Annotated in this window: 19 protein-coding genes; 7 read left to right on the top strand and 12 right to left on the bottom strand. The window is 54.2% G+C overall.

The window, feature by feature from the left end:
• Positions 1-49: 49 nt before the first annotated feature.
• From HX448_RS07890 to HX448_RS07880, 3 genes are all read right to left on the bottom strand, one after another.
• Positions 50-610, bottom strand: coding sequence for a hypothetical protein (locus HX448_RS07890; protein WP_102331723.1), 561 nt, complete (start codon positions 608-610; stop codon positions 50-52).
• 123 nt (positions 611-733) lie between these two features.
• On the bottom strand, positions 734-1,000 hold the full coding sequence (locus tag HX448_RS07885; RefSeq protein WP_102331722.1) for a DUF4342 domain-containing protein: 267 nt from the start codon (positions 998-1,000) through the stop codon (positions 734-736).
• A gap of 148 nt (positions 1,001-1,148) precedes the next feature.
• Entirely contained in the window at positions 1,149-1,559 is a 411-nt protein-coding gene (locus HX448_RS07880) for a response regulator (RefSeq protein ID WP_102331721.1), read from the bottom strand.
• Positions 1,560-1,723: 164 nt separating this feature from the next.
• Between HX448_RS07880 and HX448_RS07875 the strand changes: the two genes are divergently transcribed.
• The gene (locus HX448_RS07875) at positions 1,724-2,101 is read left to right on the top strand and encodes a helix-turn-helix domain-containing protein (protein WP_102331720.1); all 378 of its coding nucleotides are present in this window, start codon (positions 1,724-1,726) and stop codon (positions 2,099-2,101) included.
• A 41-nt stretch (positions 2,102-2,142) separates the two neighbouring features.
• On the opposite strand, the gene HX448_RS07870 is transcribed toward HX448_RS07875, so the two are convergent.
• The 3 genes from HX448_RS07870 to HX448_RS07860 form a co-directional block, all read right to left on the bottom strand.
• Positions 2,143-2,532: a response regulator transcription factor gene (locus HX448_RS07870; RefSeq protein WP_162486007.1), complete on the bottom strand. Its 390-nt coding sequence runs from the start codon at positions 2,530-2,532 to the stop codon at positions 2,143-2,145.
• A gap of 64 nt (positions 2,533-2,596) precedes the next feature.
• Complete coding sequence (locus HX448_RS07865) at positions 2,597-3,271, bottom strand: M48 family metallopeptidase (protein WP_102331718.1); 675 nt, start codon at positions 3,269-3,271, stop codon at positions 2,597-2,599.
• Positions 3,272-3,323: 52 nt separating this feature from the next.
• Positions 3,324-4,160 carry a DegV family protein gene (locus HX448_RS07860; protein WP_102331717.1) on the bottom strand — a complete coding sequence of 279 codons (837 nt, stop codon included), beginning with the start codon at positions 4,158-4,160 and terminating at the stop codon, positions 3,324-3,326.
• 213 nt (positions 4,161-4,373) lie between these two features.
• Here HX448_RS07860 and HX448_RS07855 point away from each other — a divergent pair, with 213 nt between their 5' ends.
• Together HX448_RS07855 and HX448_RS07850 are read left to right on the top strand one after the other, a co-directional pair.
• Entirely contained in the window at positions 4,374-5,060 is a 687-nt protein-coding gene (locus HX448_RS07855; RefSeq protein WP_336470084.1) for a glycerol-3-phosphate acyltransferase, read from the top strand.
• 174 nt (positions 5,061-5,234) lie between these two features.
• The gene (locus HX448_RS07850; RefSeq protein WP_102331715.1) at positions 5,235-6,488 is read left to right on the top strand and encodes a phospholipid carrier-dependent glycosyltransferase; all 1,254 of its coding nucleotides are present in this window, start codon (positions 5,235-5,237) and stop codon (positions 6,486-6,488) included.
• A gap of 54 nt (positions 6,489-6,542) precedes the next feature.
• Here the strand turns inward: HX448_RS07850 and HX448_RS10510 are convergent, their stop codons facing one another.
• The 3 genes from HX448_RS10510 to HX448_RS10500 are packed head-to-tail and all read right to left on the bottom strand — an operon-like array spanning position 6,543 to position 9,864.
• Entirely contained in the window at positions 6,543-6,848 is a 306-nt protein-coding gene (locus HX448_RS10510) for a response regulator (protein ID WP_226846719.1), read from the bottom strand.
• On the bottom strand, positions 6,848-7,582 hold the full coding sequence (locus HX448_RS10505) for a sensor histidine kinase (protein ID WP_226846717.1): 735 nt from the start codon (positions 7,580-7,582) through the stop codon (positions 6,848-6,850). Before HX448_RS10505 ends, HX448_RS10510 begins: the two co-directional genes overlap by 1 nt.
• Entirely contained in the window at positions 7,579-9,864 is a 2,286-nt protein-coding gene (locus HX448_RS10500) for a PAS domain S-box protein (RefSeq protein ID WP_226846715.1), read from the bottom strand. The genes HX448_RS10505 and HX448_RS10500 overlap by 4 nt, the downstream gene beginning before the upstream one ends.
• 445 nt (positions 9,865-10,309) lie before the next feature.
• Between HX448_RS10500 and ybeY the strand changes: the two genes are divergently transcribed.
• From ybeY to dnaJ, 4 genes are all read left to right on the top strand, one after another.
• On the top strand, positions 10,310-10,837 hold the full coding sequence (ybeY, locus tag HX448_RS07830) for an rRNA maturation RNase YbeY (RefSeq protein WP_226846713.1): 528 nt from the start codon (positions 10,310-10,312) through the stop codon (positions 10,835-10,837).
• On the top strand, positions 10,834-11,403 hold the full coding sequence (locus HX448_RS07825) for a flavodoxin family protein (RefSeq protein WP_102331714.1): 570 nt from the start codon (positions 10,834-10,836) through the stop codon (positions 11,401-11,403). The genes ybeY and HX448_RS07825 overlap by 4 nt, the downstream gene beginning before the upstream one ends.
• A gap of 23 nt (positions 11,404-11,426) precedes the next feature.
• Positions 11,427-11,996 carry a flavin reductase family protein gene (locus HX448_RS07820; protein ID WP_102331713.1) on the top strand — a complete coding sequence of 190 codons (570 nt, stop codon included), beginning with the start codon at positions 11,427-11,429 and terminating at the stop codon, positions 11,994-11,996.
• 159 nt (positions 11,997-12,155) lie between these two features.
• Complete coding sequence (gene dnaJ, locus HX448_RS07815) at positions 12,156-13,259, top strand: molecular chaperone DnaJ (protein WP_102331712.1); 1,104 nt, start codon at positions 12,156-12,158, stop codon at positions 13,257-13,259.
• An 18-nt stretch (positions 13,260-13,277) separates the two neighbouring features.
• On the opposite strand, the gene HX448_RS07810 is transcribed toward dnaJ, so the two are convergent.
• From HX448_RS07810 to der, 3 genes are read right to left on the bottom strand one after another with little or no spacing between them, the layout of a single operon-like run.
• Positions 13,278-14,345: an NAD(P)H-dependent glycerol-3-phosphate dehydrogenase gene (locus tag HX448_RS07810; RefSeq protein WP_102331711.1), complete on the bottom strand. Its 1,068-nt coding sequence runs from the start codon at positions 14,343-14,345 to the stop codon at positions 13,278-13,280.
• A 44-nt stretch (positions 14,346-14,389) separates the two neighbouring features.
• Positions 14,390-15,040, bottom strand: coding sequence for a glycerol-3-phosphate 1-O-acyltransferase PlsY (plsY, locus tag HX448_RS07805; protein ID WP_102331710.1), 651 nt, complete (start codon positions 15,038-15,040; stop codon positions 14,390-14,392).
• Positions 15,041-15,043: 3 nt separating this feature from the next.
• Positions 15,044-16,357 carry a ribosome biogenesis GTPase Der gene (gene der / locus HX448_RS07800; RefSeq protein WP_102331709.1) on the bottom strand — a complete coding sequence of 438 codons (1,314 nt, stop codon included), beginning with the start codon at positions 16,355-16,357 and terminating at the stop codon, positions 15,044-15,046.
• Positions 16,358-16,367 lie beyond the last annotated feature (10 nt).

The following is a 16,367-nucleotide window of genomic DNA, read 5'->3' as shown; positions in this document are numbered from 1 at the left end:
TTATATCAGAAAACACCGGTTTTCGGCTGTTCGTTGCGAACCGGGGGTATCAGGTGATGGAAAACCGTAACTGTTCTGGCCTGTTGAACAGGTTCGCTGGACAGGTTTGGCGGCAGAGGATGGATGTTGAAATACTTGGAATGCCCATTTCCTGTTCGTGGGTGTATGAAATAACCAAGTCTCCATAGTGACAGAAAAATTGTCCCGAGGAGGCGTCAAAACTGATGTTGGCTTTCCCTCCCACCACCGCTGAGACTAGCGGCCCCAGCCTCAGGCTGGAGAAAATCAATGCCCCCGGTTTTCCCAGCATCCCCTCAAAAAATAATTGCGCCCGGAAACTTTCGAGGTGGTTATGATTGAACAACACGTCAATGGTGCCGCCTCGGTTGGCGGATTCTTTAAACTGGAAAACCCTCTGGTCGCCGCCGTCGTAAAGATTGATTGTGGCTTCCCCCATTTCGGGGGTATGTGTCACGTCGGTAAGGCGCTTCTCACCCATAATTCGGACAAGGTCCTCAGGATGGTGAAAGCTGCCGTAATTGTGAAGTACGGCACCGACTAGTTTGAGATATGATACCGGTTTTTCAGGGTCGTATTGACGCAGGCGCAATACTTTTCTCCAACCCGCCTATAGTACCACCGCAGGTTAGCGAAATCAAGATCCGGTACTGAAATATAACCGGGAAGTTAGCCTGGAACCGGTACTTGTAATGGGCGCCAAAGAATCAGCGGCTTATTTTGTTTCAACCGGTTTATCGTCGGTCCGCTCCACCTCGATGGTGGTCTCGGTCACCAGCGCCGCAAAGGCACCGACCGCCGCCAAGAGCGGAGCCGCCAGAATACCGACGGCCGCCGCCGGCGCCCCGATAGACAGGGGGATGTCGATAATGGCTTTACCCTCGTGGATCAGGCGGACCCGCCGGATATTGCCCTGGTGGATTATTTCCTTGACTTTTCCGACCACTTTATCGCCGGAGACAGTGAATTTCTCGGTGGACATCGCACCCTCCTTTTAGACCGCACTCCAATAGTAACACCGGTTTCTGCTGGCATCAAAACCGGGAAAGGAGGAAATGACGAGAATCGAGAAGCTGTCCGGGATTCAAATCAAACGCAGAGACGACTCCGAAGAAATCCGGGGCGCCTGTTTAACCCACTGAGAGCGGCGGGCTCAAGTACCTGCGTCCCAACTGGGCTTCCCGTATCGCCGTGACTAGATGCTCGACGCCGGATTCCTTGAGGATATAGCCGAAGGCACCGGCGTCTAAAGCGCCTGTGATGTACGGGGCATCGCCGCACATCGAAAGAACGACCGATCGTGTCGGGATATTTTTCTCTTTCATAGCTTTGAGCAGTTCGATGCCGCTCATGTTGGGCATGCACAGGTCAGTAACCAGTATGTGCGGTTTGACCGATTCGAGCTGTTCCAAAGCCTGAAGGCCGTCACTGGCTTCCGCCACCACGGCGAAGTCCGGTTCGTACTCCAGGAGGGCTTTAATGCCGCGCCGGACAATGGCGTGGTCGTCGGCCAGAAGAATTGTGGTTTTACCTTTGTTCAATGTATCTCAGGATTTGAAATTATTTATTAAGAATTTGCCCTAATAAAATATACAATACTCGGTTCCAATAGCAAAATCAACCTGTAGTTGTCTCATTGCGCTACTCACAACAGGCTGTTAAGATTTGTGCGGGTAAAAATACTAAATATAAGGCAGGGACCCACATGTCTATCGGCGACAGGATCAAGGCCAAACGTCTTGACCTCAAACTCACCCAGCAGGACCTGTCCAATGGATTGCATATTACCCCTCAGCACATCTCCGCCATTGAACAAAACAAAAGGCTGCCTTCACTCTCGATGCTGGAGAAACTCGCCGAAGAACTGGGCGTCACCATAGATTACCTGGTCACCGGAAGAGAATCCATATTGTCGGGGTTGCTTCCTGCCATCAAAGCTGATCCCCGGCTGTCTTTGAGGGCCCGGAAGGCTCTCGCCAGCATCATCGAAGAGCTTCACGACCACGCTTCAGCCGCTGAAAAAGTGGTCATTCGCAAGATCGCCTCGGATCTGCCCGCACGCGCCGCCCATAATCCAGCCTGACGGTTTTTCCGGACCAGGTGGTGTGAAGGACGCTGCGGATGCTAGGCGGTCCTGGCGGATCGCCGCGCCATTACTTCCTCGATCTTTTCCGCCAGTTCTCCCGGTTTGAAAGGCTTGCCCAAGTAGTCGTCAGCCCCGGCTTCCTTGGCGAATTCACCAACGTCGTCCCTGGCTGTGAACACGATCACCGGCAGATCTGAAAAATCCCTGAGTTTGGTCAGCACGTCGAAGCCGGTTATCGGCGCCATGAAAATATCCAGGAGCATAATATCGGCTTTGCCGGACCTGGCGATATTGAGGGCTTCGTCGCAATCGGTTGTCGACGTCGGCTGATAACCGGCAATCTCCAGTCCTGCGTTCACGAACCGCAGGATAGCGGTCTCATCGTCGACAACCAGGACCCGGCGTTTCGGTTTTATCTCTGATGTCACGGTATCAATCCAAAATCCCGGGGTAATTCTATCACTTCTCGCCCGCGATTCAATACCCGTTTGATTAAAAATCTAATTGATATCCGTTGTCCTTCAGCCAGCGTCGCGCTGCTTTGTGCTCCGGGAAAAAAGTGCCGACTAAGTCCCAAAATTCGGCGCCGTGGTGCTTATGACGGATGTGGGCCAGTTCGTGGACAACAACGTAATCGATGATCTCCCGAGGCGCCATGACCAATCGCCAGTTGAAATTGAGGGAATCGGATGGGCCGCATGATCCCCATCTACGCCGAGGGCTGGTGATCCTTATCGCCGAGGGACGGCAGGCCATGATCCGGGCATAATGCTGGACTCGTTCGGTGATAACACGGCGTGCATGTTCCCGGTACCATGTGGTGACTGTTTCGCGGGCCTTGGAATGTGCTTTGGCGGACAAAACCAACCGGTCGCCTTGCAAATCTACGGCTGGGGACACCGAGTCAGACAATTGCAACAGGCAGGTTCGGCCCCCGACGAGGAATTCCTCACCTTCGACGAACTTTCTCCTCTGCGGCTGTGGCCGCGCCGCGAGCTCCATCCGTTTCCGGACAATCCAGTTCTGATGGCTTTCGATGAAGCGGTGAATGTCTCTTAAACCCACCCGCCTCGGGGCTCTAACGACAACGGTGGCATCGGGTCTGATCTCGATCGCAAGGGTTTGCCGCGATGAGCGGACCAATACAAACGCCGTTTGGTGGTTCAAAGCGGCCTATTATCCTCTCACTTCGGAGAGGAATCAATTGCCAATGCGGGGATTAAGCTGAGCGGGCCACCACAAACAGCGTCCCCGGACCGGCGTGGGCACCTACCGCGGCGCTCAAACGGGAGATGATAATCTGGTTCTTGGGGAAATAATTGCCCAGGCGTTCTGCGAGTGCCTTGGCTTCATCGGGGGTGGTGGTATGAACCACCGCCAGGTCGGCGATTTTCCCCAATGTCCCGGTCCACTCGATCAGTCGGTCGATCCCCTTGGACCTGCTCCTGACCTGACCCGCCGGGTGCAGTTCGCCCTCTTTTACGGTCAAAACGGGTTTAACCGAAAGGATCGATCCCACTAAAGCCTTCGCTTTACCGATGCGGCCGCCAGCGGCTAAGTACTTCAGGGTGTCGAAAATGCCCAGTAAGCGCATCTGAGGTATAGCGTCGTTGACTGCGGCCGCTATTTCAGCCAGGGTAGCGCCCTGCTTGGCCATGCGTGCCGCCATGATGGCGAAAAGCCCCAGCCCCATGGAGACGGATTGGGTATCGATCACCTCGATATTGGCTTCCTTGGCCATCATTTGCTTAGCCTGGAGCGCCGAATCGTAGGTGCCGCTGAGTTTCTTCGAAAGGTGAAGTGACAGGATGCCGTCCTTCGCCGGAAGGATTGACTTGTAAACGTCCACAAAATCCTTGGGGGAGGGCTGGGAGGTGCTAGGGTGGACGCTATCGCTCTGCAGCCGGCGGTAAAATTCATCGTGAGAAATCTCGACAAGGTCCCGGTAAACCTTGTCCGCGAATCTGACGTACTGGGGTACGACCTTAATGCCGAGTTCCGCCACTATGGATGCGGGCAAATCTGCGGTTGTGTCGGTGACTACTTTGACGGTCATCCTGTCTGCCCTCCGGTCTCAAATTTGCTGGGAAGGATTACTCCTGGTATAGACGCGAAAGAATTAGGTACGCTTAAGCGGGAGATGCGGATGGTTATTATAATAACTTGAACCATCGTTCAATGTAAAGACTTTTTTCGGACTATCAAAACCAACGGCGGCGGATTTATAATGTGACCGTTTTGATCTTATACAACTCCTCGGGAGGAGACTATAGTCGCTAATATCGCGGTCATCGTTGCGGCGTACTTTATCGGCGCCTTCCCCCAGCTCCTTCTGATGGCGAAGTACCATCATATCGAACCGATAGGCGACCTGCACCATGCCATCTGGAAGAAAGCCGGACCGGTGTGGGGACTGTCGGCCAGCGCCATCGATGTTTTGAAAGGAATCGGCACGGTCTGGCTCGCTCGTTCTCTGGATTTTGACATTTCTGTAGTCACTCTGTCCGCGTTGGCCGCTACCTGCGGCCAGATGTGGCCGGTGTTCAAGAAGTTCGATGGTGAAAAGGGCAATACCACCGGTTTCGGCGCCGCGGCGACTCTGGCCTTCTGGCCGGCGATAATCTGCCTCATCCCGGTCTTTCTAGCCATCATTTCCAAGGTAATCAAGGCTGCTGGTCTGAAAAGCGTTCCAAAGGAACAGCGCTTCAGAACCGGCGCCGGACAGAGCAACGCCCTGCCGCTAGGGGTTGGCGCCGCCTTCCTGGTACTGCCGCTGGCGGCTTACCTCCTGGACGAACCAATGGCTGTGGTCGCCGGGTTTGCCGCCCTCTTCGTCCTGGTGATGGTGCGGCGCTTGACCGCAGGGCTTTCCGCGGATTTGGCTACCGACTCTCCCCGAGACCGGATTTTCTGGTCGCGCTTGCTGCTTGACCGACCGGTAGTTGCTGAATCTTGAAAAATTGCCCCTTTGCCGGTAAAAAGACGACGTCAAAACAATGAATGGTTTCTTGTGTTATTATTTAACGATTAGTTTGTGATTGGATACCAACCAGGAAACCTTATTGTTTTAAACGGCAAGGGGCTAACGGTATTGCTCTCCGGTCGTTATGTTCATTAGCGGCCTTAATTAATGACAAAGATAAAAACTGCGCTTAAACGCTTTGCCGGTTGGAAGCACGCCTGGCTTCTGACCATTCTCATCGCCTCCATGATCCTGCATCTGGGTCTGATGTGGTTTCCCAAGGACCTGGTGTTGGACGAGCAATACTATGTCGTCTCGGCCAGGGACTACCTGGTCCAAGGAGTCCTGCATCAGCCGGAACACCCCCCGTTGGGAAAGATCATCATCACCGCCGGCATGCAGATCTTCGGCGACAACCAGTTCGGCTGGCGCTTCATGCCCGCCCTTTTTGGTGTCGGCTCGATATTCTTCTTCTACCTCATCCTGAGAAGGTTAAATTTGTCGAACCTCGCTACTAATTTAGCCACGACCATGTTCGCCTTCGAGAATTCAATTTTCACCATGGCCTCGGTGGCTATGCTGGACATCTTCAATGTTTTTTTTATGATCGCCGGTTTGTGGGCTTACCTCGCCCGTAAATACCCGCTGGCGGTCCTGTTTCTGGTCATGTCCACTTTAGTGAAACTTACGGGGCTCCTTGGGATCGCCATCATCGGGATACATTGGCTATTTTTCCGCCGGGATAAAGCTCTTCAACTGGCGCTGTCCGGCCTCGTCGCCTATGTCGTTGCCATCCTCGCGGTACCGGTTATGGAGTTCGCCCTTACCGGAGAATGGAGCAATCCGGTTAATCGGGCTGCACAACTATTCACCATTCCCGCCACCATCACTTTCGCCAACTCGTCCCACCCCTCCGCCCTCCACCCCTGGCAATGGGTGCTTGGTTACCATGTCATGCCCTTCTGGTGGACGCCGCAGTACATGTCGGCGGTAACGCCCACTGTCTGGGCGGCGACCATCCCCGTTTTCACTTGGACAAGCTGGCAGGCATGGCGGCGCCGTAATGAAGCCGCGTTATTTGCCGCCGCGTGGATTTTCGCCACTCTTATCCTGTGGATTATCATCGGCGGCATTACCAACCGCATTACTTATATCTTCTATTTCGTGCCGATCGTCGGTGGCATAATCCTGGGTCTCGCGCTGTTCATCGACAAAGCTCTGGGATGGGCAAAGCGCCCCCGTCAGCTCCTGCTTTCGATGGATAACAAGCCCAGGTTCAAAGACCGTTTTATCGCCTGGAGCAGGCGCCGAAACTGGAAGAAGATCATCGGCGTGGGCATCGTCTTGTTCATGGCTGCCCACGTCATTTTGTTTTGGGTCTTTTCACCCTTCAACTGGCTCTGGCCGATTATTCACCCTTAGCTGTCGGTTTTTGCGTGATAAAAGGTTGAAAGCTGATAGCTGAAGGCTGTCGGGTCATTTTCTCAGCAGCACTTCGTTGAATTTCTTCAGGAAAGTACTGCGGTCAAAGGGTTTGGTTATCCAATTCGCGTGGTGACTCGCGATAAATTCTCTCACGTTGGCATCTGCGGTGTCGCCTGTGATAAAAATGACCCGTTCCTTTAGTTTCGGGTGGATCAGGACTATGTCTCCATATAGATCGATTCCGCTGATACCCGGTAACCTGATATCAAGCAGGATTATATCAAAGGCGTCATTCATTAGAATCCCAAGGACGTCGCCCGGATCCTCAATAGTTAGGACGGAGTGACCTTCTCGCATCAGCACTTTTCTATGAGCGATCTAACCGCCGGTTCGTCATCGATAACCATTACCCGCGCTTTTACGTTGGAAACCGGAATGCCTGAATTATCCGGGTCTGTCTCTTCTATTACCTCAGGTTCAGCGCTGATTGGAAGTTCGATGGTGAATGTGCTGCCCGATCCGGGCCGGCTTTCAACCGTGATCTCACCGCCGTGTTCCAGGATGATCGAACGCGATACGCTCAACCCCAGCCCCGTGCCCTCGCCCGGATTTTTGGTGGTGAAGAACGGTTGGAAGAGCTTGCCTATGGTTTCCCTGGACATCCCGCAGCCGTTGTCGCTGAAGGATAGGATCATTTTGTCGGCTGCTTTTCGGGTACTGATGGTCAATACCCCCTTGAAGCCCTGGTTTTGTTTCATGGCGTATTCGGCGTTGACGATCAGGTTCAGAAACACCTGCTGCAATTGGCCTGGATCGACGGTGATCCACGGCAGATCCTCACCGTAATGCCTGGTGACTTCGATATTCGCGGTCTTGAGGACGTAACCGCGGATTTCCAGTGTATTCTCGATCAGTTCGTGGATGTCGATCCGGCTTTTCATCGGCTTTGCCTGGCGGGCGAACGTCAGCATGCGCTTGACAATGTCTTTGACCCGCTTGCTGCCATCGTTGATTATCTGGAGCTGTTCTTTGATTTCCGGAGCAACTTCCTGCTCCATCAGCATCTCTGAGAATCCGATAACGCCGGTCAAGGGGTTATGATCTCATGGGCGATGCCCGCTGCCATTTCGCCTACCGTCGCCAGGCGGCTGGCGATCTCCGCTTTGTCTCTGAGAAGTAGCTTTTCTTGTTCCTCTCGTTTGCGGGCTGAGATATCCTTGATGATGTGGACCGAACCGACCAGAATCCCGTCGTCATCGAAGATCGGCGAGGAACTGGCTTCGACCCATTTTTTCAATCTTTTGTCGAAATATTCGCTGGATTCAGCCTTTCGAGAAATCAGGGTTCTGGCATGAGGGCACGATGGGTGGGGCTGGTTCATGCAGTGGACAACCTCAAAGCAATGCTTGCCAAGCAAATCTCCAGGTCCAGTTTTAAGCGCTTCTGTAAAAGCTCTGTTTACCCGTCTGATGATGTGATCTCTGTCTACGATGGCAACCATATCCTTGATCGAATCGAATGTGGTCAACCATTCATCCGCGGCGGCCTGGATTCTTAATTCCGCTGCGATTCGATTTCGTTCTTTATCGATGTTATGAAGTGCGAAGCCGATGTCTCCGGCTGTTTCTTCAAGAAGTTCGGCTTCTTTGTCGCCGAAGTAGCCGATCGCAGATGAATATACTCCCAGAACGCCCCAGATTTCTCCGTTGACGAGAATCGGAAAGGCGCCCACGCCTCCGAATTGGAAAGGTTGGGCGCGGTCTTTCCAGTGAGCTGTGCTGGCATCGGTCATGAAGTTTTCGATGATGTAAGGAGCATTTTGGCGAATGCTCATTCCGATGGGGCCGATTCCTTTCGGTGAATCTTCCACGGTGACTTCGATACCATCTAAATAACTTGCGGCTTGACCGCTGGAAGCGACTGGTGTTATCGCTTTGTTGATTGGCTCAAACTTTCCGACCCACGCCAGGGCGAAACCGCCGCGTTCGGCAATTATTTTGCAGGTCGCGCTCAGGAAACTGTCATTGTTCTTAGCCCGGATAACTTCCTGGTTCACCTGGCTAAGTACGTCGTACAGTTTGTTAAAACGGATTAGTTCGGCTTCGGTTTTTTTACGTTCGGTAAGATCTCTGGCAATCGTCAACTGGAGAGAGAGTCCGCCAATGGTCAAGGGTCCTGTGCTTAGTTCCACGGGAATGCGCCTACCGTCCTTGGCTATGTGTACCATTTCAATGACGCCGTGACCGTTTTTAAGGAGTTGGTCTGACTTTTCCGCTAATTGTTTGGAGTACTCGGGGTCATCGATATCACTTGGGCTCATCTCCAGCATTTCTTCACGGCTGTAGCCCAGCAATTGGCACGCCCTATCGTTCACGTCGATGAACCGGCCGGTGACGCCTTCAAGGTGGACATAAATCGCATCGTTACTGTTATCGAAAAGCGAGCGGTACCTGATTTCGGACTCGGCCAGGGCTTTTTCGGTTTTGATCCGGGCTTCTTCCATTTCGATGTCGCTCAAGGCGAAGGCGATGTCTCCGGCCATTTCATCGAAGAGGCTCAATTCCTCTTCGCCGATCAAAGCGCACGGGGTCATGTCGATGGTGATAACGCCCCGGAGTTTGTTATCGTGAATTAGCGGGGCAACGAGCTTGGTGATCTCGCCCCTCGCCAGGGGGCAATTGGAGCAGTAGTCCGAAATGGCGCTGACAACTACAGTTTTGCCTTTTTCTATGGCGTCTTTCGCGCAGGGAGGAATATTTTTCTTTTTGAATTCCCGGTTCAGTTTGTCCCAATATTCCGAGGGACTGGATGAGGTCACGGCTGTCGCTTGTCGGTCCAGGTTCAGGAGGACGATCCAGACGTGTGAGTAGTTGCAGCTCTGGATGAGTGTCCGGGTGATCTCGTCGATCAGGTGTTGCGGATCTCGCTTTACATGGGTGATTAGCTGGTTGACGTTTCGCAGTGCCAGGAGGAACTGGTTCAACTGCTCCGTGCGGTTCGATGCCTTCTTGTGTTCAGTAATGTCGCTGAAAATGGTCGCGAATATTCCGGGATGCATGGAGACGACCGAAATCGAAAAATACTTTTCCATGGGCGGAAAATAGGTTTCGAAAGATTCTGGTTTGCCTGAAGATGAGACCCTTGAGTAGATTTCCAGGAAGGGAGCGGTTCCGGTGCCGTAAATCTCAGAAGCCCTGGCGCCGGCCGCCTTATTTTTTGGGATTCTGGTGAAGGTTTCGAAACTTGGATTCACGTCCAGGATGCGGTAATCGATCGGCTTTCCGTCGCTGTCAAAGATGAGCTCATGGATGGCTACTCCCTCGCTCATTTTGGAGAACAGCAGGTTGAAGTCTTTGCCGGTGTATCCCGTCATCTAGTGTGTCTGCTTACCAAGTAGGTGTTGCTTCCGAGGGTTTGTGATAAAGTAGCATCTGAATTACCGGATGTCAAAGTGTTAATTAATAATAGTAATCGGATCACCAACGTTTTCTCGTTGGGTGGTTGCTAAGAAATATGTTTTCCTAATGGTTACCTCCGTCTGTCTTTGCCTACAAAGGCTATCATTCTAGGCGAAAACGCGGGTGTCCTTTTTTGGCCGATGTGGGAATCCACTCCCGCGTCGTAGCGAAGAGTCCTTCAGCGGAAAGGACTAGCCTGCCCTGAGCCTGATCTCAAGGGTTCTTCGGCCTTCGCGCAAACGCCAATTGCTCTAAAAGCGCATCTCGGGCTTCGACAAGTTCAAGTGTCCGTTCGTGGTGTTTACTCCGACTTCAATCGTGGAGCAGGGCCGAAGGAAACCATGAACGGAGGAATGGTGAATGCTGACAGCTTCCAGCCGTTACGCTATAATTGTTTTTGATATGAGAATTGACATAACCATAGATAAAGAATTCAAGAAAGCCCTTTCCGTACCGTGGCTTAGGGGAATAGCCCGCCGCATCCTTATCGCCCAGTGCGCCGAGGCTTCTTCCGAAGTCGGTATCTACATCACAGGGCAGGATAAGATCAGGGAACTTAACCGGGTGTACCGGAGCAAAGACTGCCCGACGGATGTCCTTTCCTTCTCTTTTTTTGTGAAAGAAGCCTCTGCGGATGCCACGACGCATCCGGATTTCCCTATCGTTGCGAATAGCGGCATCAACCTGGGAGAGGTGGTCATCTCTCTGCCGCAAGCCGAGATCCAGGCGGTGGAATACGGTCATTCCCTCAAAAAAGAGCTGGCGCGGTTGCTCATCCATGGCATCATGCACCTGCTGGGTTTCGACCACGAGGTTGAAGCCGATGCCGTCATCATGGAAGACCGAGAGTTACAGATCTTGAAAACCCTGGAGTCTGAACTTTCGTGAACGTCCTCGGCCTGTCCGGAAGCCCCCGGATGGGCGGCAATACGGAGCACCTCCTTTACGAATTTCTGCGAGGCGCCCGGGAAGCCGGGGCTAATACCCGCCTAATCGAGGTTGCCGAACTCAACATCTCTGGTTGCCTGCACTGCGATTATTGCTCACGCACCGGGCAGTGCAAGATCAATGACGATATGGAGCTCATTTACGACGCTCTATCCGCCGCGGATATCATCGTCGTCGCATCCCCGCTACACTTCATGTCGGTGACCGCTCAGCTCAAGGCAGCCATAGATCGCTGCCAATGCCTCTGGGCACGCAAATACCAGTTGAAACTGGCGCCGATCGAACCGGTTAAACGAAGAAAAGGGTTCTTTATCTGCGTCGGCGGCCGTAAAGGGCAGACCATGTTCGAACCGGCCAGGGCGACGGTAAAGGCGCTCTTCGTGGTTCTCGATATTGGATACGCCGGCGAACTCCTTTTTGCCGATGTCGATGAAGCCGGAGCGATCAAGAATGTTCCTGGCGCAATGGAACAGGCTTTCGAGGCGGGTCGCAAGCTGGTACAATAGCCGCGGAATTTCCAAGGAGTGATATGGCCAAACTTAAACTAGGGCCTCAGGCTCTCATTTATCCCATGCCCACCTTGCTGGTCGGCAGTATGGTGGCGGGTAAACCTAACTTCATGACGGCGGTCTGGGGCGGTGTCGCCTGCGGAGAACCCGCCATGGTGTCCGTGGCTATACGGCCGACCCGCTACACCCTCAAGGGAATAAACGAAAACAAGAGCTTCTCGGTCAATATTCCGAATACCAAACTCGTCCGGGAAACTGACTATTGCGGAATAGTCTCCGGCTCTAAAGCCGACAAGACAGCCAAATGTGGCTTTAAAGTCTTCTTCGGGCAGCAAAGCGGCGCGCCCCTTATCGAATCGTGTCCGGTCAACCTGGAGTGCGTTTTGTACCAGATAGTTGAGCTCGGGAGTCACGTGCTAGTCATCGGCCGCATCACCGAATGCCATATCTCCGAAGAATGCCTGACCAACGGTCGGGCTGATGTGTCAAAGATAGACCCGATCGTTTACATCACCGGTCAATCGCAATACCTGGACCTCGGCAAAGTCGTCGCCAAGGCTTTTAGCGTAGGCAACGAGATCAAAGGCTGACGTTTTAAGAGCCATACCGTCCGGTTTAGATCCGGGCTGAAACCTGTTTCGTTCTGGGAATGCGGCGCGGTTTCCGGCGCCGCTTACGATTGGGAATGGCGTTTTTACCTGATTTGCGATAGAATGATACGTTAGTCTAATTATTCAACGAGGTTGACCATGGCGACAGCAAAACGAGATTACTACGAGGTGCTCGGCGTAGCCCGGACCTGCACCGACGATGATTTAAAAAAAGCCTTCCGCAAGCTCGCTTTCCAGTACCATCCCGACCGTAACAAAGAGGCGGATGCCGAAGCCAAATTTAAGGAGATCAACGAGGCGTACTCCGTGCTTTCCGATACCAACAAGCGTGCCGCTTATGACCGCTTCGGTCATGCCGGGGCTGCCGGCGGTCCGTTTGGTGGAGGAACCGGCGGTTTTGAGGACTTTGCCGGTTTCGGCGGTCTGGGCGAAATTTTCGAGACCTTTTTCGGGGGCATGGGTGGTCAGGGCGGACAGGGACCGCGCCGCGGCTCAGACCTGAACTACAAGATCAACATCACCCTTGAGGAAGCCTCGACGGGTGTCGAAAAAGAGGTCAACGTCCAGCGTATCGAGGCCTGCGAAACCTGCAAGGGTACCGGCGCCAAAGAAGGCACCACTCCCACCAAATGCCCCGAATGCGGCGGCCAGGGTAAGGTCTACCAGGTCCAGCGCAGTGTTTTCGGGCGGTTCACCAACGTAGTGACCTGTCCCCGCTGCCGCGGCGAGGGTCAAACCATTAGCGACCCGTGTCCCACCTGCAAAGGTTCCGGCCGTATCAGGGCGTCCAGGACGATAAAAGTTAAAATTCCCGCAGGCATCGATAACGGTAATCAGATCCGGATTTCCGGAGCCGGGAACATGGGTGATCGGAACGGCGGTGCCGGTGATTTGTACATTACTCCTTCGGTCGCCGCCCACAAGCTATTCCGCCGCGACGGGGATAACGTAGTTTACGAATTACCCTTGAATTTCGCCCAGGCGGCGCTCGGCGTCGAGCTCGACGTCCCAACATTGTACGGCCCTTCAAAGTTGAAGGTACCGGCGGGCACGCAGAGCGGCAAGGTGTTGCGTGTCAAGGGAAAAGGCATGCCCCAGGTCAACCGACCGTCAGTGTTTGGTGATGAATGGGTCGAGGTGAAGGTGGTAACCCCGGAAAAGCTCAACAAAAAGCAGAAGCAGCTTCTAGAAGAACTGGGCAAGAGCCTCGGTACGCAGACTGACTCATCTGCCGAAGAATAGCTGCCAATTTTAGAAAATTTACGAAATCGCCTCGGGGGTCTTGCGCCTTCGGAAGAGGCTGAACAGACCCCACTTGCGTCCCGCCAACTCGTGGGAGGCGGTCACCACCATCAGTTCCTTAACGGCTACACGAACGTCTTCGCCCTGGTACAACACGCGGTAAAGCCGGTCGGTGATGGGCATCTCGATACCCAGTTTTTGGGCCAGGTTCCAGGCCACCAGGGTTGTGGATACGCCTTCCGCGATACCGTTCATGTGTTCCTGGATGTCCTTAAGCGGTTCACCCCGGGTAAGTCTCTCGCCGACCTGATGGTTGCGCGAAAGCTTGCTGGAACAGGTAGCGATCAAGTCACCCTGTCCGGCAAGGCCTGCCAGGGTCAGCGGGTTGGCGCCCAACGCCGTTGCCAGGGCGGTTATCTCGGTCAATCCCCGTGTCAGCAAAGCCGCTTTGGTGTTATCGCCGTAGCCCAGCCCATCAACGATGCCGGCCCCAAGAGCAATGATGTTCTTGAGAGCGCCGCCCAGTTCCACACCCACGACATCCGTGTTGGTGAAGGCACAGAAGTTCGGCACGGTCACCAGCCTTACGCCGCGCCGCGCGCGGGTCTCTTTCTCAGCGGCGATAACGGTGACCGCGGGTCTGCCGGCCAGGATTTCCCAAGCCAGGTTCGGCCCGGAGAGGACGCAGATGTTTGAGTGGTGTTCCTTGCGGGTCTCGTCGGCGATGACCTCGGACATGCGCTTGCCGGTCTCGATCTCGAGGCCTTTTCCGGCGCTGATGATGAGCGTCCGTTTTCCAAAATAAGGCGCGACCTGCCGGGTGTTGAGTCTCATCGCCTGGGAGGGAACCGCCATGATCACCGCATCGGCGTCTTTCAGAGCTGCGGGAACATCGGCGGTGACGGTGATGCCGGGAGGCAGGATAAAACCTTCGGGCAGGCGGGGGGTTTTGAAAACACTTTTCCGAGTGAGGCTGGCTTCTTCCTCGGTCCGGGTAAGTATCCGGAGATCGCCGTCCTTGCGGGCAAGCACAGCAGCAAGGGTTATGCCCCATGTGGTAGCGCCGACAATTGCAACTTTAGGCATTAAATGACCGCCAGTATCGCGTTTTCGGCCTTAAATAGGGTCATTCAGTTGGCTTTTTCGGTGAAGCGGCGCTCTTTGCCGGCAATAAGTCGCTGGATGTTGTCGCGATGCATGATGACGATGATCGTTGAGCCGATGAGAGAATAGAAGAGGTATTCGATGGGGAGACCGGAGTGGAGCGAAAGTGGGATCATGACGGCGTAGGCGCCGGCGACCCCGGCGATGCTGCCAAGAGAGGCGAAACCGGTCAGACCGGCACCGATAATGAAGACCTCGCCGCCGAAAATTGCGGCAAGGGGATAGAGTGCGATGAAACCACCGAAGAAAGTGGCGACGCCTCTTCCTCCCTTGAAATGATTAAAAACGGGGAAAATGTGACCGGTGACCGCGGCCAACGCTGCTATCACCTGTGCCGTAAGGATGCCGACATGGTAATCGCCGAGCATGATGTAATTATGGCCGATAACAACCCCGGCCAGTAGAACGGCTGTAATACCCTTGAGCAGGTCCAGACCGGCAACCAGGATAGCCATTTTGCGCCCGAGGGTGCGCATTACATTGGTTGCCCCGATGCGCCCGCTGCCGATGGAGGTGATGTCGATATGGGCTTTACGCCGGGCGATGAGATAACCGAAAGGGATGCTGCCGATGAGGTAAGAGGTTATGGCAACAAGCAAAAGCTCGATGACTAACATAATTTATTCACCTCGGGATTTGAACGTGAACTTGATCGGCGTGCCGGTGAAACCGAAGACCTCGCGGAGGCGGTTCTCCAAGAAACGCTCGAAAGAGAAATGGACTAGCTTCGGGTCGTTGACGAAGAAAACAATCTCCGGCGGGCAGACTCCCACCTGAGTGGCGTAAAGGACTTTCAAGAGCTTGCCGCCTATACTCGGCGGGGCATGGCGGGCCAGCGCCTGGCGAACCAGGCTGTTCAGATCGGGGGTAGGGATACGCTTGCAACGCTCAGATTGGATTTCAAAGGAGGCAGGAATAACCCTGTCGACACCGTCGCCGGTGCGGGCGGAAACGTAGAGGCGCTGGGCATAGGGGATGAACTTGAACCGGGCGGCCATGTTACGGTCGTATTCAGTCATATCCACATTTTCTAGGAGATCGATCTTGTTGACGACAAGGACTAACCCCCGGCCCTGGTCTTTGGCATATCCGGCGATGTGGGTGTCCTGGGCGGTCGCCGGTTCGCTGGCATCTAAAACAATTAAAACAATGTCGGCGCGATCAATGGCGTTGAGTGAACGGATGACACTATATTCTTCGACGCCGCGCTCGATCTTGCCCCGACGCCTTATGCCAGCGGTGTCTATAAGTACCACAGAACCACTGGCGGTGTCAATAGGTGTATCTATAGAGTCCCTTGTTGTCCCAGGAACAGGAGAAACTATCACCCGCTCTTCGCCGACCAGGGCATTCAAAAGCGATGACTTGCCGACATTGGCCCGTCCGGCGATGGCTATGCGGAGCCTCGAAGGGGCGGCGGTTATCGCTTCCGGTTCCGGCAGGAGTTCGACGATGCGATCGAGCAGATCCTCGACGCCACGGCCATGGAAAGCGGACACCGGCATCGGTTCGCCGAAGCCCAAAGAGTGGAATTCGGCGGAGTTCAACGATAATCTGGCGTTATCCGCTTTGTTTACGGCTACCACTACCGGTTTACCGCTTTTTCTTACCTCGTCGGCGATTTCATGATCAAGTGGCGCCATACCAGTCTGGGCGTCGACGAGAAAGACGACGACCGAGGCGGCTTTCATGGCGGAGCGCACCTGGTCGTTCACTGCTCGGGCGATGGTGTCCTGCGGCAGGCTTTCCATACCGCCGGTATCGACTAATTCGAAATCGCGGCCTGCATGGTTCATGGGGATGTAGAGCCGGTCGCGGGTGGTGCCGGGCAGGTCTTCGGTAATGGCCTGGCGTTTTCCGGTCAGGCGATTGAGCAGGGTGGACTTGCCGACGTTCTGGCGGCCGACGATGGCAACGGAAGGTAATTTATTCATCTTTTAAATC

The sequence above is a fragment of the Dehalogenimonas etheniformans genome (assembly GCF_014672715.2).
Lineage (GTDB): Bacteria > Chloroflexota > Dehalococcoidia > Dehalococcoidales > Dehalococcoidaceae > Dehalogenimonas > Dehalogenimonas etheniformans.
The sequence above is the reverse complement of the archived record's forward strand: the minus strand, read 5'-3'. Positions and strand labels throughout refer to the sequence as shown.

What these genes read in the sequence shown, in the direction of transcription:
- HX448_RS07885 (WP_102331722.1), bottom strand. Translation starts at nt 1,000, where the DNA reads ATGTCCACCGAGAAATTCACTGTCTCCGGCGATAAAGTGGTCGGAAAA.
- HX448_RS07875 (WP_102331720.1), top strand. Translation starts at nt 1,724, where the DNA reads ATGTCTATCGGCGACAGGATCAAGGCCAAACGTCTTGACCTCAAACTC.
- HX448_RS07860 (WP_102331717.1), bottom strand. Translation starts at nt 4,160, where the DNA reads ATGACCGTCAAAGTAGTCACCGACACAACCGCAGATTTGCCCGCATCC.
- HX448_RS07850 (WP_102331715.1), top strand. Translation starts at nt 5,235, where the DNA reads ATGACAAAGATAAAAACTGCGCTTAAACGCTTTGCCGGTTGGAAGCAC.
- HX448_RS10510 (WP_226846719.1), bottom strand. Translation starts at nt 6,848, where the DNA reads ATGCGAGAAGGTCACTCCGTCCTAACTATTGAGGATCCGGGCGACGTC.
- HX448_RS10500 (WP_226846715.1), bottom strand. Translation starts at nt 9,864, where the DNA reads ATGACGGGATACACCGGCAAAGACTTCAACCTGCTGTTCTCCAAAATG.
- ybeY (WP_226846713.1), top strand. Translation starts at nt 10,310, where the DNA reads ATGCTGACAGCTTCCAGCCGTTACGCTATAATTGTTTTTGATATGAGA.
- HX448_RS07820 (WP_102331713.1), top strand. Translation starts at nt 11,427, where the DNA reads ATGGCCAAACTTAAACTAGGGCCTCAGGCTCTCATTTATCCCATGCCC.
- dnaJ (WP_102331712.1), top strand. Translation starts at nt 12,156, where the DNA reads ATGGCGACAGCAAAACGAGATTACTACGAGGTGCTCGGCGTAGCCCGG.
- HX448_RS07810 (WP_102331711.1), bottom strand. Translation starts at nt 14,345, where the DNA reads ATGCCTAAAGTTGCAATTGTCGGCGCTACCACATGGGGCATAACCCTT.
- plsY (WP_102331710.1), bottom strand. Translation starts at nt 15,040, where the DNA reads ATGTTAGTCATCGAGCTTTTGCTTGTTGCCATAACCTCTTACCTCATC.
- der (WP_102331709.1), bottom strand. Translation starts at nt 16,357, where the DNA reads ATGAATAAATTACCTTCCGTTGCCATCGTCGGCCGCCAGAACGTCGGC.